Origin of the sequence: Methylobacterium sp. J-076, from assembly GCF_022829405.1 — a bacterium.
Lineage (GTDB): Bacteria > Pseudomonadota > Alphaproteobacteria > Rhizobiales > Beijerinckiaceae > Methylobacterium.
This window is the reverse complement of sequence record NZ_JAKSXW010000118.1, coordinates 24994-47397: the sequence shown is the minus strand read 5'-3', so window position 1 is coordinate 47397 and position 22404 is coordinate 24994. Positions and strand designations below refer to the sequence as shown.

Sequence of the window (22404 nt, the reverse complement as noted above, 5' to 3'; positions counted from 1 at the left end):
CACAGGGTACCCGATGACCAACACCGTCCTCATCGTCGGCGCGAGCGGCATCGTCGGCAGCGCCGCGGCGGCACGTTTCGCGGCCGAGGGCTGGCGCGTCGCCGGCCTCGCCCGGAACCCCACCGCCCAGGAGGGTGTCGAGCCCGTCGCCGCCGACCTTCAGGACCGCGCCTCCCTGGAGAAGGCCCTCGCGGGCCTCGCGCCGACCCATCTCGTCCTTGCCACGTGGCAGCGCCGGGATACCGAGGCGGAGATGATCCGCGTCAACGGTGCGATGATCGCGGGCGTGCTCGACGTCCTGCGTCCGCAGGGCAGCCTGCGCCACGCCGCCCTAGTGACCGGGCTGAAGCACTATCTCGGGCCGTTCGAGGCCTACGGGAAGGGCACCCTTCCGCAGACGCCGTTCCGTGAGGAGCAGGGCCGCCTGCCGGTGGAGAACTTCTACTACGCCCAGGAGGACGCCCTCTTCGCCGCGGCGGCGCGGGACGGGTTCACGTGGAGCGTGCACCGCCCGCACACGATCATCGGCAAGGCGGTGGGCAACGCCATGAACATGGGCACGACCCTGGCCTGCTACGCCACCCTCTGCCGGGAGACCGGCCAGCCCTTCCTGTTCCCCGGCTCGGCGGCCCAGTGGAACGGCCTCACCGACATGACCGATGCGGGGCTGCTCGCCCGGCACCTGCTCTGGGCCTCCACCGAGCCGAAGGCCGCCGACCTCGCCTTCAACGTCGTGAACGGCGACGTCTTCCGCTGGAGCTGGATGTGGGGGCGGATCGCGCAGTGGTTCGGGATCGAGGCGGTGCCCTTCGACGGCACCCACCGACCCCTCGCGCCGCGCATGGCCGAGGACGGGCCCCGCTGGCGGGAGATCGCCGCCCGCCACGACCTCGCCGAGCCCGACCTCACCAAGCTCGCCTCGGCCTGGCACACGGATGCCGACCTCGGGCGCCCCATCGAGGTGGTCACCGACATGAGCCGCAGCCGCCGGCTCGGCTTCACCGCCTACCAGCCCACGGACGATGCGTTCGAAGACCTGTTCGCCCGGCTTCGGGCCGACCGGTTGATCCCCTGATGGGCGGAGGGCATCCGGGCGGGCGGGGGCCGGCGGGCCTCAGCCCGGCCGCCTCTCCACCCCGCACCATTCCGCCACGAACAGGGCCATCGCCGTGGTGGACCGCCGCATCGAGGCGAGGCTGACGCGCTCGTCGAAGCCGTGGATGTTCTCGGCCCGCGGGCCGTAGCACAGGGCCGGAACGCCCTCGTAGAGGGCGTGGACGCGGGTATCGAGGTAGCACGGGGACATGAAGCTGCGCAGGGCGGTGCCGGTCGCCCGCCCGTGCGCCCGGGACAGCACCGCCTCGGCCTCCGAACCCTCCTCCAGCACGTAGCCCCCGGCCATGAAGCCGTTGAAGGTCACGAGGGGCGGGCTCTGCGCGAGGAACGGGTCACCCGCCGCGAAAGCCGCGACGGCGCCCTCGATCTCGGCGGCGGCCTCCGCGGCGTCCCGGCCCGGATAGAGGGCGATGCGGCACTCCACCCTGCACCAGGCCGGCACCGAGGACGCCCAGTCGCCCCCGGCGATCCGGCCGATGTTGAGGTTGATCGGGTGCGCCTCGTCCTCGAAATGCCGGTGGCGGGCCCGCTCGTCGTTCCAGCGGGCCTCGACCTCGCGCAGGGCGCCCACCACCCGCCACGTGGCGTCGATGGCGTTGGCGCCCGCCCCCATCTCGCGGACGTGGACCGGCTTGCCGCGCACCTCGACGGTGAACCAGATCACGCCGGTATTGGCCCGCACCAAGCCCTCGTCCTCAGGCTCGGGGATCAGCACCGCGTCGGCCCGGTAGCCGCGCAGATGCGCCGCCAGGGCGCCGTTGCCGGTGGATTCCTCCTCCACCACGGACTGGATCGTCACCGCCGAGGCCGGCTGGAGGCCGAGCCGCCCCAGGGCGTCGAGGGCGAAGAGGTTGGCGGCGTGCCCGGCCTTCATGTCGCCCGCCCCGCGGCCATACAGCCAGTCCCCCTCGATGACGGGGTCGAAGGGCGGGTGGGTCCAGAGGTCGAGGGGGCCTGGGGGCACCACGTCCACATGGGCCTGGAGGATCAGCGAGCGGCCCGCCTGCCCCTGCGGCCGGTGATGGCCCACGACGACCGGCGCGTCCGAGTGGCGGGCGTCGATCCGCCCGGCGCCGGGATGGCCGGCCAGCGCCGCCCGGTCCATGGCGAACCGCTCGGCGGCGTAGCCCCGGGCGCGGAACGCATCGAACACGTAATCCTGGCAGGCCTGCTCCTCGCCCCGCAGGGAGGCGAAGCGCACCAGCGCCTGGGTGTGGGCGACCTGACCGTCGAAGCCCTCCGCGACGGCGGCGGCGATCTCGGCGGCGAGCGTCGGGTCGAGGGGCATGGGCACTCCCGGTTGTCGCCCCGAGGGGAGCCCGGCCGGCCGGCCCTGTCAACGCCGCCGGGCGCAGGCCCGGTCATCGCGGCGCTCGCCCCTTGCGGAATCGCACGATCCCTGCATTGGCTGCGATCCTCGCCGGTGGGCGATCGGGGGGCGGGCATGGCCGAGACGGGCGACACCTTCAAGAAGGCACCCAAGCGCAAGCCGAGCAAGGGCAAGAGCGTCACCGTCTCGCCCGAGATGCGGCAGGCCTACGCGGACATGATTCGCGAGCGCGCGGAGAAGGAAGAATCCTACGCCCGCCACCTGCCGCAGGAAGAGACCCGGCGGCGGTAGACGCCACCAGGGGCGGCCGGACAGGTCGGGCAGGCTTGGAAACGCCCGCCTGGATCCGAACCCCGTCTCTGCGAACGCGGCGAAGCCATCCAGGGACGCGCTGAGTCCTGAAGCGTCCCGCTCCCCTGGATTGCTTCGCTTCGCTCGCGAAGACGGAAGGGCGCGCGGACTTCCGATCGGACTTTCGGGCGAAGGTGGGAGTGATGCCGGCAATCACCCCCGCCGGTGACACGGCCTGAGGCCGCATCCCTCCGCGCCCGCCTACCGCTTGCGCACGAACTCGGTGCGCAGCACGAGGCCCTTGATGGTGTCGTGGCGGCAGTCGATCTCCTCGGGGTCGTCCGTGAGGCGGATCGTGCGGATCACCGTGCCCTGCTTCAGGGTCTGGCTCGTGCCCTTGACCTTCAGGTCCTTGATCAGCGTCACCGAATCGCCGTCGGCGAGGATGTTGCCCGCCGCGTCGCGCACCTCGGCCCGGGCGGGGGCGGCCCCCGCCGCGCCGGGGGGCAGCCACTCCCCGGTCGCTTCGTCATACACGTAGGTTTCGTCGTCGCCAGTCACGTCGTTGCCCCCGCCCGGCGCCGGCCTCTCACGCCGAATCGGCGGGGCCGGCTGTCCGAGCGTGGCCGTTGTCGCGCCCGGCCGCGCAGGGGGCAAGGCGAAGGGGCGCAGGGCAGCACCGCACCGGGCGGCGCTGCCCCAGGGCGCGGCTTACCGCTTGAGCGGACCGGCCTCGATCACGTCCTCCACCGTGCGCAGACCGGCGCGGGGGGAGTTGACGAGGCAGGCCATGTTGCCCGGCGGGTGCTGGTTCTTCCACATCTTGGTGTGCGCCTGGGGGATCTTGTCCCAGGGGAACACCTCGCTCATGCACGGGTCGATCCGCCGGTCGAGGACGAACTGGTTGGCCGACGACGCCTGCTTGAGGTGGGCGAAATGCGAGCCCTGGATGCGCTTCTGGCGCATCCACACGTAGCGGGCGTCGAAGGTGATGTTGAAGCCGGTGGTGCCGGCGCAGAACACCACCATGCCGCCGCGCTTCACCACGAGGGCCGAGACCGGGAAGGTCGCCTCGCCGGGGTGCTCGAACACGATATCGACGTCGTTGCCCTTGCCGGTGATGTCCCAGATCGCCTTGCCGAACTTGCGGGCTTCCTTGGTCCAGGCGTGGAACTCCGGCGAGTTCACCTTCGGCAGCTGGCCCCAGCAGTCGAAGTCCTTGCGGTTGATGACGCCCTTGGCGCCGAGGCTCATCACGTAGTCGCGCTTCGACTCGTCCGAGATCACCGCGATGGCGTTGGCACCGGACGCCGCGCAGAGCTGCACGCCGAACACCCCGAGGCCGCCGGAGGCGCCCCAGATCAGCACGTTCTGGCCCGGCCGCACGGTGTGCGGGGCGTGGCCGAACAGCATCCGGTAGGCCGTGGCGAGGGTGAGGGTGTAGCAGGCCGCCTCCTCCCAGGTGAGGTGCTTGGGCCGGTGCATCAGCTGGCGCGACTGCACCCGGCAGTACTGCGCGAAGGAGCCGTCCCCGGTCTCGTAGCCCCAGATCCGCTGGGTGGGGGAGAACATCGGGTCGCCGCCGTTGCACTCCTCGTCGTCGCCGTCGTCCTGGTTGCAGTGGACGATGACCTCGTCCCCGACCTTCCAGCGCTTCACCTTGGCGCCGACCTTCCAGACGATGCCCGACGCGTCGGAGCCGGCGATGTGGTACTCGCCCTTGTGCACGTCGAAGGGCGAGATCGGCTCGCCGAGGCCGGCCCAGACGCCGTTGTAGTTCACGCCGGCGGCCATGACGTAGACCAGCACCTCGTCGTCGCCGATCTCCCAGACCGGCAGCACTTCGAGCAGGTGCGACTGCTCCGGCGGCCCGTGGCGCTCGCGCCGGATCGCCCAGGCATACATCTTGGCCGGCACGTGACCGAGCGGGGGGATCTCACCCATCTCGTAGAGGTCCTTGACCTCGCTGCCCGCCGGCTGGACCGCAGCGCTCGCCGCCATCTCGATCTCCTCGCTCACACGCGGTCTTATTGCAGCGCCGCGGTTCTTCAGTGTCTGGCTATAGCGGCGATGCCGGAGGCGTCCAAGTGGGCCGAAAGTCTGAGAAAGCGCCGCGCCCGCCCAAAGAACGGCCCGTCCGAAGGGGACGGGACGCATCTTCAAAATCCATTTTTCCGGTGGATCAAGATTATTCGGCCGCCTTCCGGAGGCAGTCCGTCGCGCCAACGGCGGGGGAAAGGCCCTTTCCGTCGGCCGCGGAGGCCGTGATGGACGAAGGAGGGGCCCCGAACGAAGAAAGGCGGCCCGGGGGCCGCCTTCCGTCATCCGGGGTGCGACGCCTCAGCTGCGGGCGTCGAGGGGCACGTAGTCCCGCTTGGCCGGGCCGACATAGAGCTGGCGCGGACGGCCGATCTTCTGCATCGGGTCCTCGATCATCTCGGCCCACTGGGCGATCCAGCCCACGGTGCGGGCGACGGCGAACAGCACCGTGAACATGTCGGTCGGGAAGCCCATCGCCTTCAGGGTGATGCCCGAATAGAAGTCGATGTTCGGGTAGAGCTTCTTCTCGATGAAGTACTCGTCCTTGAGGGCGATCTGCTCCAGCTGCACCGCCACTTCCAGCAGCGGGTCGTTCTGGTGGCCGAGCTCCTTGAGGACCTCGTGCGTCACCTTCTGCATCAGGCGGGCACGGGGGTCGTAGTTCTTGTAGACCCGGTGGCCGAAGCCCATCAGGCGGAACGGATCGTTCTTATCCTTGGCCTTGGCGACGTACTTGCCGACGCTCTCGGGGGTGCCGATCTCCATCAGCATCTTCAGCGCCGCCTCGTTGGCGCCGCCATGGGCCGGGCCCCAGAGGCAGGCGACGCCGGCCGCGATGCAGGCGAAGGGGTTGGCGCCCGAGGAGCCCGCCAGCCGCACCGTCGAGGTCGAGGCGTTCTGCTCGTGGTCCGCGTGCAGGATGAAGATCTTGTCCAGCGCCTTGGCGAAGACCGGGTTGACCTCATACTCCTCGCACGGCACCGCGTAACACATCCGCAGGAAGTTCGAGGTGTAGTCGAGATCGTTCTTCGGATAGACGAAGGGCTGGCCGATCGAGTACTTGTAGGCCATGGCCGCGAGCGTCGGCATCTTGGCGATCATGCGGATGGAGGCGATCATCCGCTGGTTCTCGTCGGTGATGTCCGTCGAGTCGTGGTAGAAGGCCGAGAGGGCGCCGACGGAGGCGACCATCACCGCCATCGGGTGTGCGTCGCGGCGGAAGCCGGTGAAGAACCGGTTCATCTGGTCGTGCACCATCGTGTGGCGCGTGACGCGGTAATCGAAGTCGGCCTTCTGGGCCTCGGTCGGCAGGGCGCCGAACAGCATCAGGTAGCAGGTCTCGAGGAAGTCGCCCTGCTCGGCGAGCTGCTCGATCGGGTAGCCGCGGTAGAGCAGCACGCCCTCGTCACCGTCGATGTAGGTGATCTTCGATTCGCACGAGGCGGTCGAGGTGAAGCCGGGATCGAAGGTGAAGGCGCCCGTCTGCGCGTAGAGCTTGCCGATATCGACGACGTCCGGCCCGATCGTGCCGGATTTCACCGGCAGGTCGATCTGCTTTCCGTCCACGGTGATGGTGCTGGTGGCGCTCATGGGACGTGGACCCTTCTAGTGGGACGTGACGAGGCCGGACCCGCTCCCCCGAGGCGACCCCGGACCGATGAGCGCACCGCAGTTTTTGCAGTTGCTCACAGAACCCTCGGTTAGCCGAACGGCACTGCAGCGGCAACGGGGCGGGTGACAAAGCCCGCCCCCCGCAATGCGAAAAACGGGCCGCCGGAGGGTGTTCCGGCCGCCTCAGCCCTGCGGCACCTGATCGCCCAGCCGGGCGAGGCTCTCGGCGCGGCCCAGCACGGCCATCACGTCGAACAGGGGCGGGGAGGTCGTGCGCCCGGTGAGGGCCGCCCGCAGGGGCTGGGCCACCTGCCCGAGCTTGCAGCCGGTGGCCTCGGCGTGCTGGCGCACGGCGCCCTCGGTGGCCGCCGCGCTCCAGTCGGGCAGGGCCTCGAGGGCCGGCAGCACGGCGGCGATCCGGGCGCGGCCCTCGTCGGAGAGGAGGGCGCGGGCCTTCTCGTCCGGCACCAGCGGCCGGGCGGCGGTGAGGTAGTAGGCGCTGTCGAGGAGTTCGATCAGCGTCTTCGCCCGCTCCTTCAGCCCCGGCATCGCCAGGGTCAGGGCGTCCCGGAGGTCGCCGGGCAGGGGCGAGGGGATGCCGCGCTCCCCGCCGACATGGGGCAGGATCGCCTCGATGGCGGCCACGAGGTCGGCATCCGCGCTCTGGCGGATGTAGAGGCCGTTGAGGTTGGCGAGCTTGGCGAAATCGAACCGGGCGGGGGAGCGCCCCACCGCGCCGAGGTCGAAGGCCGCCACCATCTCCTGCGTGGAGAACACCTCCTGGTCGCCGTGGCTCCAGCCGAGCCGGACGAGGTAGTTGCGCAGGGCCGAGGGCAGGTAGCCGAGGTCGCGGTAGGCCTCGACGCCGAGCGCCCCGTGGCGCTTCGAGAGCTTGGCCCCATCCGCCCCGTGGATCAGCGGGATGTGCGCCATGCGCGGCGCCTCCCAGCCGAGCGCCGCGAAGATCTGGCTCTGCCGGGCGGCGTTGGTGAGGTGGTCGTCGCCGCGGATGATCTGCGTGACGCCCATGTCGTGGTCGTCCACCACCACGGCGAGCATGTAGGTCGGCGTCCCGTCCGAGCGGAGCAGGACGAGGTCGTCGAGATCGCGGTTCGCCCAGGTGACGCGGCCCTGCACCGCGTCGTCCACCACCGTCTCGCCCTCGGTCGGCGCCTTCAGGCGGATCACCGGCCGCACGCCCTCGGGGGCCTCGGACGGGTCGCGGTCGCGCCAGCGCCCGTCGTAGCGCAGCGGGCGGCCCTCGGCGCGGGCCTGCTCGCGCATCTGGGTCAGCTCGTCCGGCGTGGCGTAGCAGCGATAGGCGCGGCCGGCCGCCACCAGGCCCTCCACCACCTCCCGGTGGCGCTCGGCCCGGGCGAACTGGAACACCACGTCGCCGTCCCAGTCGAGGCCGAGCCAGGCCATGCCCTCCAGGATCGCGTCGATCGCCGCCTTGGTCGAGCGCTCGCGGTCCGTGTCCTCGATGCGCAGCAGCATCCGCCCGCCATGGTGGCGGGCGTAGAGCCAGTTGAACAAGGCGGTGCGCGCCCCGCCGATATGCAGGAAGCCGGTGGGGGAGGGGGCGAAGCGCGTGACGACGGCTGACGACATCTGTATTTTCGGACTGGCGGAGGGGTCGGCGGCGGCCGGGGCCCGGATTGCGGTGGAAAGCGCGGCGGCGGGGGATCGATCCCCGCTCGCGTCGTCGCCTCGGTGCGGATCGCTCGGGCCGACAGGGCATTGCTCCGCCCGCCGGGTCAAGTGCCCTGGGGGTGAGATCGCTTCATTCCGGTCCGAAGGCTGTCCCCCGGGCGCTGCGGCGGGTTAGGAATCCGGCGGCGCCTGCGGCATCGTGGGCGGGCACGCGGGTGGCGGGGATGCGGGGGATCGGCGCGGGGACGATCGGGGGCTCGGCCTCCCTCGTCCGCGTGTCCGACCGGGCGCTCCTCGCCCTGCGCGGCCGCTTCCTCGACGCCCTCGCCCGGGAGGCCGGGCAGCGGCGGCTCTTCCCCTGGCTCGCCGTCGCCTTCGGGGCCGGCATCCTCGTCTTCTTCGCCGCCGCCGACGGGTCCCCCTTTCTGCCCGCGCCGCTGATCGCGGGGGCGGCCTGCCTCGCCCTCGCCGGGCGGCTCGGGGCGCGGCCGGGCCTGCTCGCCCTGAGCCTCGGCCTCGCCTTCGGCTGCTTCGGCTTCGCCGCCGCCGCGTGGCGGGTCCAGCGCGTCGCCGCGCCCGTGCTGACGCGGACGCTCGTCGCGCCCCTGGCCGGCGTGATCGAGGCCCTGGAGGAGCGCGAGGAGGGCGCGCGGCTGATCCTGCGGGTCGAGACCCTCGGGACGCTCCCCCCGGAGACGCGCCCGCACCGGGTGCGGGTGACCGTCCGCAAGGCGCCCCCGCTCCGGCCGGGGGACGCCCTGAGCGCCACGGCGCGGCTGCTGCCCCCGCCCGAGGCGGCCCGGCCCGGCGGCTACGACTTCGCCCGGGACGCCTACTTCCAGGGCATCGGCGCGGTGGGCTCGCTGGTGGGCGCGATCGCGGTGCGGCCCGCCGCCGATCCGCCCCTGGGGCTGCGCCTCGCCGCCGCCCTGGACGACGCCCGCAACAGCCTGACCCGGCGGATCGCCGACGGCTCCGGCGGCCAGCCCGGCGCCGTCGCCGCGGCCCTCGTCACGGGCAAGCGCGGGCTCATCGGCCCCGCGGCCAACGACGCCCTGCGCGCGGCCGGCATCTACCACGTGGTAACGTCTTCAAGGGCCTTAAGCCGCTGTATCTGCAGGTAGGGTCGACGTTACGTCCGCAATCGTCTGGAACTGCTCCAGCAGTTCCGGATAGTTGTCTGTCAGAAATCGATACATCGAACGATTAGCGAGTAGCTTCTTCAGGTATCCTTTGGCGACCGTCAGGTGCAGGTTGTCTCGACTGAACGACTCCTGCACTTCGCCTACGGCTGATTGTAGGTTGTCCAGCTCCCGCTCCAGCCGCGCCATCGCGGCCGGGGTTACATTCTTGGGTGTCGGCTTCGAACCGACAACGAGATCCGCTAGCGGGGTGCCAGCCAGTATGGCGGACGCGTAGGCCACGCTAAAATTGTTGTGCTGGACCATCAACTCGGCGGCGGCCATCTGGCGCAGTGGCTTCATCTTCCGAAGGATGTCGAACACTGAGAGTGGACAGTGCCTATCGTTGAGCTGCGAAACGGCCTCGGCGCAGATGCCGTCGAGCATCTTCACGCGCCGCTTCACGCTGGCCGCCTCCAGGGACATGGCGGCGGCGATCTTCGCCTCTGGCACGCCCCGCTCCAAGGCCCGCAGGATCATGGCTCGCTGCATCACCGGTGAGATCCGGTTGACGCTACGGTTGTAGGTCAGAGCCTCGTCGTCCGTAGACACAAGGCACTCGACGTCGGTCCGGCCCTCGTCCTTGAGGATCTCCACCCGAAGGTGGCCATCGAGGAGGAGGTAACGGCCCGGGGTTGCGGGATCGCGGGCGACGACTGGCGGCTCCACTAGGCCGATCTCCCGGATGGATTGGGCTATCTGAGCGTACTTGTGGCTCGCCTTCAACGTTGGCCGCAGCGTCTTGACTGGCATCAGCGCGGCGATTGGCACGACGAGCAACTCGGGCTCGAACCCAAGTATAAAGTTACGTTTCTCGACCGCGCTCATGCCAGCCTCCGGGAGACGCGGGCGTCGAGGTCGGCCGGCATGCTGTCGAGGCGTTCGGTGCAGAGCAGGGTTACAAAGTTTCCGTCCTCCTTGAGCCGACGCAGGGCCTCGACCACGAACATCAGCCGGGACTGCGTAACCTCGGCCTTTTTTACAAAGACCCGCTGACGGTCAGCCTCTTGCTGGAAGACGCGTAGCAGTGCGGCAGTCGAGGTTGGACGCCGAGGCTGCTGCTTCTTGCCATAGGGGTTGTCGTCAGCCTTGCGCCCCCGTCTGCTACGGGCATCAAGGAGGCGGCGCACCTTGACGAGCTTGCCACCAGATAGCTTACCCTCAGCGTAGGCCTGCGTGAGAAGGCCTTGCATACCCTCTTCGTCGGTCCGCGCGATTTCCGCGGCGACACTCAGCGGTAGGACGCCGTTCTCGACCGCGGCAAGGAGGCGTTCCTCGCCCCGCTCGATCAGGCCACCGACCATGTTGACCCACTGCTGCGTGCATCCGATCTTGGCCGCGATCTGAGCGTCAGAGTAGCCGCGCTTCCGCATGGTTCCGACGTCGTGGAGGAGGTCCGCGGGGCGGTGCTGCCGCCGGGCGCAGTTCTCAACCAAGCTCATAACCAGACAGTCCTGCTCGCTGGCCTCTACAATCACGGCAGCGACCTCTGTCTGCCCGAGGGCGACGCAAGCCTTGAGGCGCCCCTCGCCGCACACGACACCATAGGCTGCGGATCCGTCACCCGACGGAATGCGAGTGACGGTTATCGGGCGCTTCAAGCCCACTGCGCCGATGTTCTCGACGATTTCCCTAAATTTGCGCTTCTCGCGGGCACGAGGATTAAGCACTGTGATCCTGTCGATCGGGATCATGGCGACCCGCCTGCTGACCACTTCCTCCATCATGCCGCCTCCGTAAGCGTGGCCCTGGCGGCCAGCGAGAAGAAGAATCCGAGGTCGTCGAATCGGTAGCCGTCGAGCAAGAGCCCGTTCCACTCCGCAAGGCGGAGGCGCGGCTCCATCATGTCGATGCGCGGCAGGACGTAGTAGTCGAGTGGCGCGGCGTTCTCCGGCCCCATGCGCACGGCGACGGTGACGTCGGGGGCGATGCCAGCATCAAGGCGTATCCGCCATCGCGCCGAGCCGGCCGCGGTCTCTTGATACCGAGCGATCACAACCGAGGCGGTGAACTCGCCGTTGCACGTAAGCAGATCCGTCGCTGGATCGCGGAGGACCTCGCCCCCTGCGCCTTCCAGCCCCGCCACGATCATCGCAACCACTTCGGGGTGAAGGGAGCGCAGGCGACGGTTGACCTCTAGATAGCGGTAGTCGCGGTCCGGTCCGTAGCCAACGAGCCGGTAGGCCCGCAGCAAGCTCCCGAAGCGGCGCCTATAGACGCTGCTCGATGGCATGTCGTCGCGCTCGTCGATGACGAGGCTCGAAAGGGCCCCCGTGGCGCGCAGCAGTTCCGTCAGCAGGGCCAGCAGTTCCCCATCATCGAACCGGCGGCATCGTTCCTCGACGATGGCCCTGGCGCGCTCGAAGACATGGGTTTCTACCAGGGGCGTGAAGGCGCCCTTGGCTACAACCCACAGCGAGGGGTCGTTCGCAGTCCGGCGCTGCCTCAGCTTGCAGGACACGCGGTTGAAGACGTTATCGCCGACGTATTTTGCGTTCGTAAGTACCTGGTGGACTGTGCCCCTCGTCCAAGCACGACCGAGATCCGTTGCGATCCCGTCGCGGTTGAGCCCATCGGCAATCTCGCGCTCGCCTACGCCGGACGTGAACAAGCAGTACATGCGCCGTACAGTCGCCACCTCCTGGTCCGGGCCGGGGACGAGGACGACGCGGTCGGTCTGAAGGCTCTTCCGCTCACCTTGAGCGAGTTCGGCCTTGACGCCCCCATGCTCGTCGACGAGGAGCCGCCGTAGGCCGTAGCCAGCCATCCCGCCCTGCCGATAGCCGCGCTGGACCAGTCTGCACTGGCCGGCGAAGACCTTGACTGACAGCTCACGGCTGTACTCCCCCGCCATCACGCGCTTTACCGCTTTGAGCAGGGTGGAGCCGATGCTGCCGTCGTTGTCGAACTGCTCGGCGCAGTAGTGCACGGTAATGCCGGCGCGGCGGCATACATGTTCGTGGTAGGCTCCCTCGTCTGCGTCCTGGAAGCGTCCCCATCGGCTCACGTCGTAGACGAGGATGGCCTGAAAATCGGGGGCGCCAGACGTGACGTCAGCCATCAGCCGCTGCAGCGCCTCGCGTCCATCCATGGTTAGGCCGCTGCGCCCGGCATCCTCGTAGGTTCTGACGATCTCGAAGCCCCGAGCCTCAGCGAAGCGGCGGATGCGTTCCAGCTGGTTCTCGGTCGAGTACCGCTGGAGATCGGTCGACATGCGCACGTAGGCGACCGCCGGGGCGGCCTCGTCTCCTGAGTTGCCCCTTGTCCTACCCAGACCCACGCCCCGCTCCCTAGCAACCTTGCAGCCGGGACACCGGCCAAAATCCGCGTCTTGGCGTAGCTAGGCACAGGAGCGTGGAATGTCCTTTCCGAAGACGGGCAAGTTCCTTCGGGGCGAAGACGAGGTCTCGTTTGCCGCGATGGTGTCTACGGTGCTTAGAGGTGCGCCGGGCGAACGCCCGGCATCGGTCAAGCAAGTCGCACGATGGACCGGGGCCGGCGAGCGGACCGTGAAGAACTGGTTCTCCGGAACCTGCGCCCCGCGGGGCCACCATTTCCGCAGCCTTGTCCAACATTGCCCCGAAATGCTCGAAGCATTTCTCGCCTCCGTCGGGCGAAGGGACCGGATTGCGTTCGCCCGGGTGGAGGAAGCCCGTGAGCGGCTTCGCGAAGCCCTCGCGGTCTTGGACTCAATGACACCGGACGATAAGTCGAATAGCTGACCGTCGCTCGCGCTGGCCGGACCAACGTAGGTAGGACGAACATCCGACAAGCGTAGCGTACAGTTCCAACTTCCCGCCACGCCCGTCGTGTTGAAGTTGGGCTGCCCGGTCCAAGCGGCAGGTTCACTAGCTCCCAGCGTGAACGCAGCGTTCGTGCGACGCTCACGTTGCTTGGGCAAACGGGCCTGAAGCATTCCGCTGGATGCGAAGATGCCGAGCTAGAACACCAGGCCGTTCTCGACTTTTTATGCCGGCCAACTCGCAACCACGTCGTCTCGATCTCCGGTCTGCACATGGTGCTGGCGGCGGGCGTGGTGTTCTGGATCGTCCGGGCGGCGCTCGCGCTGGTGCCGCACTGCGCGGTGTTCTGGCCGGTCAAGAAGATCGCCGCCGCGGCCGCCATGGCCGGGGCGAGCGCCTATTGCGCCTTCTCCGGCTGGGACATCGCCGCCGAGCGCAGCCTCGTGATGACGCTCATCATGCTCGGGGCGATCCTCGTGGACCGGCCCGCCCTGTCCATGCGCAACCTCGCCCTCGCCACGCTGATCTGCCTCGGGCGGGAGCCGGAGGCCCTCCTCGGCCCGAGCTTCCAGATGTCCTTCGGGGCGGTGGCGGGGCTCGTCGCCTGCGCCCGGCTCATCGACGGGCGGCTGTTCGCGAGCCCCGGGGCGGGGCGCCTCGCCCGGGCCGCCGGCCTCGTCGCCCGGGGGATCGTCGGCACGCTCGCCACCACCCTCGTGGCCCAGGTCGCCACGGCGCCCTTCGCCACCTACCACTTCCAGACGGTGCAGCCCTTCGGCGTCCTCGGGAACGCCCTGACGCTGCCCCTGGTGTCCTTGGTGGTGATGCCCTGCGCCGTCCTCGGCACCCTGGCCTATCCCTTCGCCCTCGACCGCCCGGTCTGGTGGGTCATGGGGCAGGCGGTGGCGGGCATGCTCGCCATCTCGGAATGGATCGCCGGGTTCGGCCGGGCGGTGGTCGTGGTCCCCGCCTTCGGGACGGGGGCCCTGCTGCTGCTCGCGGTGGCGCTGCTCCTGGCGACCCTGCCCGCCACGGGCCTGCGCCGCCTCGCCCTCGTCCCCGCCCTGGCCGGGCTCGCCCTGGCGGCCTTCCCGCCGCGGCAGGACCTCTACGTGGATCGCCAGGGCACCGGAGCCGCCCTGCGCGGGGCGGACGGGCGGCTCGCCGTGCTCGGCAAGCCCTCGGGCTTCGTGCTGGAGCAATGGCTGAAGGCCGACGGCGACGGACGCCGCGCCAGCGACCTCCTGGCCGCCCCGCCGCAGGGGCGCTGCGACCGCCTCGGTTGCACCGCCATTATGCCGGACGGCCGGGCCGTGGCCCTGGTCCAGGATCGCCGGGCCTTCCCCGAGGATTGCGCCCGCGCCGCGGTGCTGATCAGCGCCCTCGCGGCCCCCCCGGATTGCGCGGCCCCGGTGATCGTCGACCGGCGGAACCTCTCGTCCCGCGGCGCCGCCTCCCTGAGGCTGCACCCCGCCGGAGTCACGGCGACCTACGCCCACCCGGACGGCCGCACGCCCCCCTGGCGCCCCCCGATGCCGGCCCCGGACCCGTGAAGGGCCCGGGATCCCGGAGGACGGCGCCCTTCGCGGGGGCCTGGGGGCCGCTCCCCGGCCCCGGCCTCAGTACCGGCGCACGAGGCTCACGAGCCGGCCCTGGATCCGCACCCGGTCGGGGCCGAGCACGCGGGTCTCGTAGGCGGGGTTCGCGGCTTCGAGGGCGATGGAGGAGCCCCGGCGGCGCAGCCGCTTCAGGGTCGCCTCCTCGTCATCGATCAGGGCGACGATGATGTCGCCGGTGTTGGCGGTCTCCTGCTTGCGGATCACCACGAGGTCCCCGTCGAGGATGCCGGCATCGACCATCGAATCGCCGCGCACCTCCAGGGCGTAGTGCTCGCCGCCGGCCAGGAAGTCCGGCGACATGGTCACCGTATGGCTCTGGTTCTGGATCGCCGCGATGGGCGTGCCGGCGGCGATCCGCCCCATGACGGGAATCGAGACGCCGCGGAACTCCTCGTAGGCCCGGGGCTGGGCCGGGGCGGCCGGGGGGAGCTTCGACAGCCCGCCCTCCACCACGCTCGGGGTGAAGCGCCGCGGCTCGGGCGCGGCGGCGGCGGCCGCCTCCGCGGCCTCGGCCCCGCGGCCCAGGGCGTCCGGCAGGCGAATCACCTCGATCGCCCGGGCGCGGTTCGGCAGGCGGCGCAGGAAACCGCGCTCCTCCAGGGCCGTGATCAGACGGTGGATGCCGGATTTCGACTTGAGGTCGAGGGCGTCCTTCATCTCATCGAAGGAGGGCGGCACGCCGCATTCCTGCATCCGCTGCTGGATGAAGCGCAGGAGGTCCAGCTGCTTGCGCGTGAGCATCGTTCGGGTCTCGCAGAATGGCGGCGGGCGCACTGAAACAAATCGCGAACAGGTTAAGCGTTCCGCAAGTGTTCCGCAAGTGACAAGCTCGGCCGCGGCGGCATGTCCGGGGCCGCGGCCGTGGCGCGCGGCGCCGGCCTCACTGCGACATGGTCGAGTAGATCGCCTTCGCCCCGCGGTCGAAATAGCGGTTCGGGAGGCCGTGGCCCGGCTGGACCTTCAGGGCCAGGGCGCTGGCGAGCACCTCGTCGGCATAGTGGGGGATCTGGCGCCGGGCCGCCTCCGCCTTCATCGCCTCGGCCTTCGCGCCCCGGGCCCGGCAGACGATGATCGGCACGCCGCCTTCGCTGGCGACGTAGCGGAGCCCGGCCGCCACGCCGCGGCCCACCACCAGCACGGTCGCCCGCGCGAGCCCCGTGCGGGGTAGCCCGGCCGCCTCCTGCCGGTGGCGGCGGTGGGCGCCCCGCACATGGGGATCGCCCTCCTGCTCCTTGAACTCCCGCTTCTGCTCGCTCAGGCTCATCTTCATGTCGCGCAGGAACAGCCAGCGCTGGATCAGCACGTCGGCGACGCCCGCGGCGAGGAAGGCGCCGACCCCGATCCCGAGCAGGAGCTTGGTCTGGGTGCCGATCACGTGGCTGAAGCAGTTCAGGCCGCAGGTCGGCATCAGGACCAGGGTCCGCCAGGTCCCGCGCAGGACGACGAACAGGGAGCCCCCCAGGAGCAGCGCCTTCACCAGCGACTTGGCGAGCTCGACCACGCCCTTCACGCCGAACAGGCGCTTGAAGCCCGCGATCGGGTTGAGGCTGTCGAGCTTCGGCTTGAGGGGATCGAAGGAGAGCACCACCCCCTGATTGGCGATGACGCTACCGACGACCACCGCGGCGAGCACGCAGGCGAGCATCGGCACGACCATGGCGATGGCCAGATCGGCGAGGCCGGCGGCGACCTGCGGCACCGCCACGGAGAACGGCTCGTTCTGCACCGTGAAGACCTGGACCATGGCCTCGCGCCACCGGTCCGTCAGGGCGCCGCCCCGCGCCATCAGGTACAGCGAGGCGGCGGCGAGCCCCAGCCCGGCGACGAGATCCTTGCTCTTGGCGATCTGCCCCTTCTTGCGGGCGTCGCGGAGCTTCTTCTGGCTCGGGGGGAGGGTCTTCTCCTCGCTCGAGTCGCCGCTCACCGCAGGAACTGTCCGAGCCGGGCGGCGAGGGTCCGGGTCGTAGCCACCTCCGCGCCGACATACGCGAACAGGGCGTTCACGTAGACGAGCAGGAACAGCACGGCCGCCACGTTCTTCAGCGTCGGGGCGAGGTCGTTGAGCTGGAGCTGCGAGGCGAAGCGGCCGAGCAGCGCGGCGCAGAGGTCGAGGAGCAGCATCAGCGCGATCACCGGCCCGGCGATGAGCACCGCCATGCGCATGATGCGGTCGACCACGCGGCCCACCTCCGTCATCGCGGCGATATCGGTGTTGGGCAGGGCATGGCCGATCGGCCAGAGGGCGTAGCTCCCGTAGAGCACCTCCACCACGGCGTTCAGCCCGCCCGCCGCGACGAACATCGTGATCGCCAGGAGGCCGAGGAGCAGGCCCAGGGCGGAGCTCTGCGACTTGGTCGAGGGGTCGTTCGGCCCGGCCGGGTTGGAGTTGCCGCGCTGGCTGTCGATGAGTTCGCCGACCGCCGAGAGCACCCAGAACGGCGCCCCCAGGAGGAAGCCGATCAGGAAGCCCACGAACAGCTCCTTGAGCCCGAGCCCGGTGAGCTGCATGACCGGGATCTCCCCGGGGCCGAGGCTGCGCTGGAAGGCGCCGACCACCGGTAGGGTCAAGGTCAGGGCGAAGGTGAGGCGGACCATGGTGCCCATCTCGGCGCGGGTGAAGACGGGCAGGATCAGGAGGAGGCCGACCGGCCGGCCCATCCCCAGGGCGACGACCGGCACCCAGCGCAGCACCTCGATGACGAGGGCCGTGATCGCCGCGTAGGTCTGGGGATCGAGCGCCGTCGGCACGGGCGGCCTCAGCCCCGCCGTGTCAGGGAGGGGAAGTCCGTGAAGACCTGCGCGGCCCCCGCGAACAAGGGCGCGGAGAGGACGGGGGCGAACAGCGCCAGCACCGCGATGACCACCAGCAGCTTCACCGTCTGCGGCATGGTCTGGTCCTGGATCTGCGTCACGGCCTGGAGAAGGCCGACGACGAGCCCGGCGACGAGGGCCGCGCCGAGGGGCGGCAGGGCCAGGATCATGAACTGGGCGAGCGCGTTGCTCATGTACATCTGGACGCTGGCGCCATCCATGCCAGTCTCTCCTCTCGCGGTGGGGTTCAGGGGGCGATCGCGTAGCTCAGCACGAGGCCGTGCAGCAGCCGCGACCAGCCGTCGATGGCGATGAACAGGAACAGCTTGAACGGGATCGAGATCGTGTTCGGCGAGACCGACGACATGCCCATCGCCATCAGGATCGTCGTCACCACGAGGTCGATGACGATGAACGGCAGGTAGAGCAGGAAGCCGATCTCGAAGCCGCGCTTCAGCTCCGAGATCAGGAAGGACGGCACCAGGATCCGCAGGTCGTCCGGCACCAGGGATTCCTGGGCCTCCTCGGGCCAGACCCGCCGGGTGGCGTCGAGGAAGAACTGGCTCTGCTCGGGGCTGGCGAAGCGGCCGAGATACGCGCGGATCGGCTCCTGCACCCGGCGGGCCGCCGCCAGCCAGTCCTCGACGGACTGGTAGGCCAGCTGGGGCTCGGAGGCCGCCTGGAACACCTTCTCGGCCACCGGCGCCGAGATGTACACGGTGAGGATCAGCGCCGCGCCGTAGAGCACCATGTTGGGCGGAATCTGCTGCGTGCCCAGGGCGTTGCGCACCAGGAAGAGCACCACCGCGATCTTCATGAAGGCCGTGGTCGTCACCACCACGAAGGCGAGCGACCCGAGCCCGAGCGTGGTCGCGAGGAGGGCGAGGATACTCGGGTGGACCTCGCCCATGTCAGGCGCCCCGATCCTGCCCGAACAGGCGGACGACCCGCACGCCGAGCCGCTCGCCCAGCTTGACGATCTCGCCGCGCCCGATCCGCGCCCCGTTCGCCACGAGATCGACCGCCTCGTCCGGTGCCAGCCCGAGATCGAAGACGTGGCCGGGGCCGATGCCCCTGAGCTCCCCGACGGTGACGGTTCGCCGCCCCAGCTCGAAGGCCAGGGTCACGCCCACGGCGTCGAGCTCCGCCTCGCCCCCCATGGCCGGCGCCCCGGCCTTCCTCGTCCCCTGTGCCATCGTGGTGTCCCCGGTTCCCTCCCCCCCGGCCGGGATCGGCCGGAACGGGGTCGTCAATGTCGCCCCGTGCCGGTCGGCCGTCGCGGCGTGGCCCGTGCCGAGGACGAGGCGGATCTCGCCCCGGTCGAGGTGCCAAAGGTCGGGCAGCACCACGTCGCCGGGGGCGAGCCCGGCGAGGTGGCGCAGGGTCAGCCGCGTATGCCCGGCGACGGCGGCGACCGGCACGGGCAGGTCGGCCAGGGAGGCGGGTTGCGCCGGCAGCGCCTCGACCAGCGCCAGAACCGCCGCCCGACCCTCCTCCCCGGACGGGTCGAGGTCGAGTTCGGCCGCGAAGTCCGCGTCGCCGAGCGCCCCGTCGAGGAGGAGCGTCACCGCGCCGGGCCGGCTCGCGGGGGCCGCCAGCGCGACGACGTGAAGGCCCGTCCAGGCGATCCGCTCCGCGGCGTCGAGGAGGGGGGCGAGGGCGAGTTCGACGAGGAGCGGGCCGGCCGGGACCGTGGCGAGATCCGCCTGCACCGCCCGCACGAGCCGGTCGAGGATCGCCGCCGGCAGGCGCAGGGCGACCCGGTCGTCCCCGCCGAGGCCGAAGACGATCTCCATCGCATCCGGCGCAGGCGCGGCCGGGCAGGGCCGGATGCCCGCGGGGGCGAGGCGGAGCGCCACCCCCTCGACCACCGCCGACAGCGCCTCCCGCGGCGTTGCGAGCCGGTTGACCAGGGGGAGCACGGCCAGGCCGATCCGCGTCCGCGGCGTGAAGCGCCGGCGCGACGGGGCGGCCCTCACGCGCGGACCTTCGCGGCGCCGAGCCGGTCCGAGGTCTCGTCCTCGGCCACGGATTCCTCCGCCCGTTCGCTCGCCGCGCGGCGGGCCGACAGGATGCGGGCCCGCACCCGGTCCCACCGCCGCGTCTCCCCCATCCGCGCGGCGTGTCGCGCACGGGCCCGCGCGAGGGCGTTCTGCGCCGTCTCGGCCTCCGCCTCGCGCGCCTCCACCGCCGTGCGGGCGGCGGCGACCTCCTCGGTCAACCCCGCGATGCGCAGGCGGCCCTCCACGAGCACCGTGAGGCCGACGGGCGCGGCCTCCTCGAGCCGGGCGTGGAAATCCCGCTCGCCCGCCTCGCGGGCGGCCTCCCGGGCGGCCACCTCCCGCACGGCGTCGGCCGTGCGCGCCTCCGCCTCCTCCCGCGCGGCGGCGCGGGCGCGGACGACCCGGCGCGCCTCCTCCTCCCGGCGCCCCCGCAGGGTCGCGAGGCGCGCCAGATCGACCGGCCTCACGCGATGAGCCGCTGCATCCATGCGACGCTCTCCTCGAAGCTGGTGGTCTCGGCCTCCCCCTGCCGCAGGAAGGCCCGGAGGTCGCCGATCCGCGCGATGGCGGTGTCGGTGAGCGGGTCGGAGCCCGCCTTGTACTCGCCGACCTGCACGAGGAACTCGGCCTCCTGATAGCGGGCCAGCAATTCGCGGAACCGGGCGGCGGCCTTCACATGGGCCGGCGCGGCCACGGCGTTCATCACGCGCGAGCGGCTGACCAGGACATCGACGGCGGGGTAATGGCCCTGCGCGGCCAGGCTCGGCGAGAGCACGATGTGGCCGTCGAGGATGCCGCGGGTCTCCTCGGCGATCGGGTCGCCGCTGCCGTCGCCCTCCACGAGCACGGTGTAGAAGGCGGTGATCGAGCCCGTCGCGCCGGGCCCCGCCCGCTCCATCAGGCCCGGGAGGCTGGCGAAGACCGAGGGCGGGAAGCCCCGCCGCGTCGGCGGCTCGCCCGCCGCCAGCCCGATCTCGCGCAGGGCACGGGCGAAGCGGGTGACGGAATCCATCAGCAGCACCACCCGGCGGCCCTGATCGCGGAAATGCTCGGCGATGGCGGTGGCGGCGTAGGCGGCCTGCATCCGCTCGATGGCCGCGCGGTCCGAGGTCGCCACGATCAGGACGCTGCGGGCCATGCCCTCGGCGCCGAGGTGGCGCTCGACGAAGTCGCGCACCTCGCGCCCGCGCTCGCCGATCAGGGCGACGACGCAGACATCGGCCCGCGCGCCCTTCACGATCTGCGCCAGGAGGGACGACTTGCCCCCGCCCGGCTCGCCGTAGATGCCGAGCCGCTGCCCGTCGCCCACGGTGAGCAGGCCGTCGATCACCCTGACGCCGAGGGGCATCGGCTTGGAGATGAGCTGCCGCTCCAGCGGGTTCGGCGCGGTGCCGCGCAGGGAGCGCGTCGGGGCGCCCTGGAGGGAGGCGCCGCCGTCGAGGGGCAGGCCGCGGCTGTCGAGGATGCGCCCCAGGAGGGCCTCCCCCACGGGGACCTCCACCATCCGGCCGGTGGGCAGCACCTCGGTGCGGGAGGACAGGTTCTCGAGCGCCCCGATGGGGGTGAGGATCGCGGTGTCCTCGTTCAGGCCCACCACCTCGGCTTCGAGGCTGAAGCCGCCCTGCGGATCCTCGAGCCGGCACAGTTCGCCGATGCGCACGCCGGGGACGACGGCGTGGATGATCGTGCCGACGGCGGCGGTGATGCGACCGCGCACCGGCCGCATGTCGAGGGTGCGGACGGCCTCCCGCAGACGCGGCATCACATCCGCCAGGCCGGCATCCGCCCGCCCGTCCGGTGCGGGGGCCGGCTCTCTCCGGACGCTCATGGGCGACAGCCACTCATGGGCGGGGCCCGTCCTCGACCTTCAGGAGCCCCCGGCGCAGGGCGCGCAGCTGGGCCTCGACGCCGAGTTCCACCCGGCCGACCGCGCTGCGCAGGGTGCACTCCCCCGGCGCGAGGCTCGGGTCCCCCTCGATCCGCAGGGGCAGACCGTCGGGCCCCTCCAGCGCGGCCCGCACGGGCTCGATCTCGCCCGGCGAGACCCGCAGGACGGCCTGGGCGTCGGGCCGGAGCCGGTCCAGGGCGTGGCGGACCGCCCGGGCGATGCGGTCGCCCGGCTCGAAGGCGCCGACGATCCCGGCGACGAGGCCGTGGACGAGGGCGGGCAGGTCCCGTTCCAGCGCCGCGAGGTGATCGGCGGCCCGCGCCGCCGTCTCGGCCACGAGGCGCGCCGCCTCCTCCGCGCCGGCCGCGCGGCCCTCCGCATGGCCCCGCGCCCGCTCCTGTTCCAGGAACTCGCGCGCCCATTCCCTCACCTCGGCCTCATGCGCCCTCGCGGCCGCGAGGGCTTGGGCGGCCTCGCCCCACAGCCCGGTCTCGCCGGCCGGCACGACGGGGCCGGTCGGCCGCAGGCGCGGCGCGGGCGGGGCGGCGTCAGTCACCGGTGCCGCCCTCCGCGGGGGCATAGGAGCGGGCGACGGCGTCCATCACCGCATCCGCCTCGGCCTCGAACCCGTCCGCCGCCGCCTCGATGGCCGTGCCCGGCGGCAGCCCCAGGAGGATCGCCGCGCGGAGCGGCCCGGGCCGGCGCCACAGCCATGCGCCGAGGCAGGCCTCGCCCTCGCGCAGGATCGCCCCGGCGAGGTCGCCGCCATGGTCGCGGGGGCGGGCGTCGGCACCGTGGCGCAGGCCGAGGAGATGGGCCTCCCGTCCGATCGCCGCCACCAGGGCCGCGACCGCGGGGCCCGTGAGCACGCTGCGGATCGCCCGCCCGTGCAGGACGGCGCCCGCCCGGCGGGCCGCCTCGGCCGGATCGGCGATGAGCCACGCCGGCGCCCCCGGCCCGGCCCCGTCGGCCCCGAGGTGATTTGCGATGCGCCCCCGCAGGCGGTCGCAGGCCAGGAGGCGGGCGACCGTGGCATCGGTCAGCCGTCCGTCCAGGGCGGCGCGCACCCGGTCGGGATGGATCGGCACGCCGTGCGACGCGGGAACAGCCATCCGCCC

Annotated in this window: 21 protein-coding genes and 2 pseudogenes; 5 read left to right on the top strand and 18 right to left on the bottom strand. The window is 71.4% G+C overall.

The genetic code is table 11. The features are described from left to right. The first annotated feature begins 13 nt into the window (after positions 1–13). On the top strand, positions 14–1075 hold the full coding sequence (locus tag MKK53_RS11535) for an SDR family oxidoreductase (protein WP_243928837.1): 1062 nt from the start codon (positions 14–16) through the stop codon (positions 1073–1075). A 39-nt stretch (positions 1076–1114) separates the two neighbouring features. Here the strand turns inward: MKK53_RS11535 and MKK53_RS11530 are convergent, their stop codons facing one another. Then, positions 1115–2404, bottom strand: coding sequence for an ArgE/DapE family deacylase (locus tag MKK53_RS11530; protein WP_243928836.1), 1290 nt, complete (start codon positions 2402–2404; stop codon positions 1115–1117). A gap of 156 nt (positions 2405–2560) precedes the next feature. Between MKK53_RS11530 and MKK53_RS11525 the strand changes: the two genes are divergently transcribed. Continuing rightward, positions 2561–2737: a hypothetical protein gene (locus MKK53_RS11525; protein ID WP_243928835.1), complete on the top strand. Its 177-nt coding sequence runs from the start codon at positions 2561–2563 to the stop codon at positions 2735–2737. Positions 2738–2998: 261 nt separating this feature from the next. Here MKK53_RS11525 and MKK53_RS11520 read toward each other — a convergent pair whose 3' ends face one another. The 4 genes from MKK53_RS11520 to gltX all read right to left on the bottom strand — a co-directional run bounded on the left by MKK53_RS11520 (position 2999) and on the right by gltX (position 7999). Next, positions 2999–3298 (bottom strand): alkylphosphonate utilization protein, encoded by a 300-nt coding sequence (locus tag MKK53_RS11520; protein ID WP_243928834.1) that lies wholly within the window; start codon positions 3296–3298, stop codon positions 2999–3001. A 150-nt stretch (positions 3299–3448) separates the two neighbouring features. After that, a complete protein-coding gene (gene ccrA, locus MKK53_RS11515) occupies positions 3449–4738 on the bottom strand; it encodes a crotonyl-CoA carboxylase/reductase (RefSeq protein WP_243928990.1) in 1290 nt (429 codons plus the stop codon). A 339-nt stretch (positions 4739–5077) separates the two neighbouring features. Continuing rightward, positions 5078–6367: a citrate synthase gene (gene gltA, locus MKK53_RS11510; protein ID WP_243928833.1), complete on the bottom strand. Its 1290-nt coding sequence runs from the start codon at positions 6365–6367 to the stop codon at positions 5078–5080. A gap of 204 nt (positions 6368–6571) precedes the next feature. After that, complete coding sequence (gene gltX, locus MKK53_RS11505; protein ID WP_243928832.1) at positions 6572–7999, bottom strand: glutamate--tRNA ligase; 1428 nt, start codon at positions 7997–7999, stop codon at positions 6572–6574. Positions 8000–8265: 266 nt separating this feature from the next. On the opposite strand from gltX, the pseudogene MKK53_RS11500 reads away from it, so the two are divergent. Further along, positions 8266–9135, top strand: a pseudogene (locus tag MKK53_RS11500) (ComEC/Rec2 family competence protein); the annotation flags it as partial. A gap of 6 nt (positions 9136–9141) precedes the next feature. On the opposite strand, the gene MKK53_RS11495 reads toward MKK53_RS11500, so the two are convergent. Genes MKK53_RS11495 through MKK53_RS11485 form a run of 3 tightly spaced genes read right to left on the bottom strand, consistent with a single transcriptional unit; the run spans position 9142 to position 12442 of the window. Continuing rightward, positions 9142–10050 (bottom strand): plasmid partitioning protein RepB C-terminal domain-containing protein, encoded by a 909-nt coding sequence (locus tag MKK53_RS11495; RefSeq protein WP_243928831.1) that lies wholly within the window; start codon positions 10048–10050, stop codon positions 9142–9144. After that, positions 10047–10949, bottom strand: a complete 903-nt coding sequence (locus MKK53_RS11490; RefSeq protein WP_313901544.1) for a plasmid partitioning protein RepB C-terminal domain-containing protein — start codon at positions 10947–10949, stop codon at positions 10047–10049. The genes MKK53_RS11495 and MKK53_RS11490 overlap by 4 nt, the downstream gene beginning before the upstream one ends. Then, positions 10946–12442 carry a recombinase family protein gene (locus MKK53_RS11485; protein WP_409564313.1) on the bottom strand — a complete coding sequence of 499 codons (1497 nt, stop codon included), beginning with the start codon at positions 12440–12442 and terminating at the stop codon, positions 10946–10948. Before MKK53_RS11485 ends, MKK53_RS11490 begins: the two co-directional genes overlap by 4 nt. Before the next feature lie 139 nt (positions 12443–12581). On the opposite strand from MKK53_RS11485, the gene MKK53_RS11480 reads away from it, so the two are divergent. Both MKK53_RS11480 and MKK53_RS11475 read left to right on the top strand, forming a co-directional pair. Continuing rightward, positions 12582–12944: a hypothetical protein gene (locus MKK53_RS11480; RefSeq protein WP_243928829.1), complete on the top strand. Its 363-nt coding sequence runs from the start codon at positions 12582–12584 to the stop codon at positions 12942–12944. Between the two features lie 266 nt (positions 12945–13210). Then, positions 13211–14518 (top strand): annotated as a pseudogene (locus MKK53_RS11475) (ComEC/Rec2 family competence protein); the annotation flags it as partial. Positions 14519–14584: 66 nt separating this feature from the next. Here MKK53_RS11475 and lexA read toward each other — a convergent pair. The 10 genes from lexA to MKK53_RS11425 form a co-directional block, all read right to left on the bottom strand. Further along, complete coding sequence (gene lexA / locus MKK53_RS11470) at positions 14585–15325, bottom strand: transcriptional repressor LexA (protein ID WP_243928828.1); 741 nt, start codon at positions 15323–15325, stop codon at positions 14585–14587. Between the two features lie 139 nt (positions 15326–15464). Then, a complete protein-coding gene (locus tag MKK53_RS11465; RefSeq protein ID WP_243928827.1) occupies positions 15465–16508 on the bottom strand; it encodes an EscU/YscU/HrcU family type III secretion system export apparatus switch protein in 1044 nt (347 codons plus the stop codon). Then, positions 16505–17332, bottom strand: a complete 828-nt coding sequence (gene sctT / locus MKK53_RS11460) for a type III secretion system export apparatus subunit SctT (RefSeq protein WP_243928826.1) — start codon at positions 17330–17332, stop codon at positions 16505–16507. Before sctT ends, MKK53_RS11465 begins: the two co-directional genes overlap by 4 nt. Positions 17333–17340: 8 nt before the next feature. Beyond that, positions 17341–17616: an EscS/YscS/HrcS family type III secretion system export apparatus protein gene (locus tag MKK53_RS11455; RefSeq protein ID WP_243928825.1), complete on the bottom strand. Its 276-nt coding sequence runs from the start codon at positions 17614–17616 to the stop codon at positions 17341–17343. Positions 17617–17642: 26 nt separating this feature from the next. Next, positions 17643–18305 carry a type III secretion system export apparatus subunit SctR gene (sctR, locus tag MKK53_RS11450; protein WP_243928824.1) on the bottom strand — a complete coding sequence of 221 codons (663 nt, stop codon included), beginning with the start codon at positions 18303–18305 and terminating at the stop codon, positions 17643–17645. A 1-nt stretch (position 18306) separates the two neighbouring features. Next, positions 18307–19374 (bottom strand): type III secretion system cytoplasmic ring protein SctQ, encoded by a 1068-nt coding sequence (gene sctQ, locus MKK53_RS11445; RefSeq protein WP_243928823.1) that lies wholly within the window; start codon positions 19372–19374, stop codon positions 18307–18309. Beyond that, positions 19371–19886 (bottom strand): hypothetical protein, encoded by a 516-nt coding sequence (locus tag MKK53_RS11440; protein WP_243928822.1) that lies wholly within the window; start codon positions 19884–19886, stop codon positions 19371–19373. The genes sctQ and MKK53_RS11440 overlap by 4 nt, the downstream gene beginning before the upstream one ends. Then, positions 19862–21226: a type III secretion system ATPase SctN gene (sctN, locus tag MKK53_RS11435; RefSeq protein WP_279598972.1), complete on the bottom strand. Its 1365-nt coding sequence runs from the start codon at positions 21224–21226 to the stop codon at positions 19862–19864. The genes MKK53_RS11440 and sctN overlap by 25 nt, the downstream gene beginning before the upstream one ends. 13 nt (positions 21227–21239) lie before the next feature. Continuing rightward, positions 21240–21842 (bottom strand): type III secretion system stator protein SctL, encoded by a 603-nt coding sequence (gene sctL, locus MKK53_RS11430; RefSeq protein ID WP_243928821.1) that lies wholly within the window; start codon positions 21840–21842, stop codon positions 21240–21242. Continuing rightward, positions 21835–22398 (bottom strand): hypothetical protein, encoded by a 564-nt coding sequence (locus MKK53_RS11425; protein ID WP_243928820.1) that lies wholly within the window; start codon positions 22396–22398, stop codon positions 21835–21837. Before MKK53_RS11425 ends, sctL begins: the two co-directional genes overlap by 8 nt. Positions 22399–22404 lie beyond the last annotated feature (6 nt).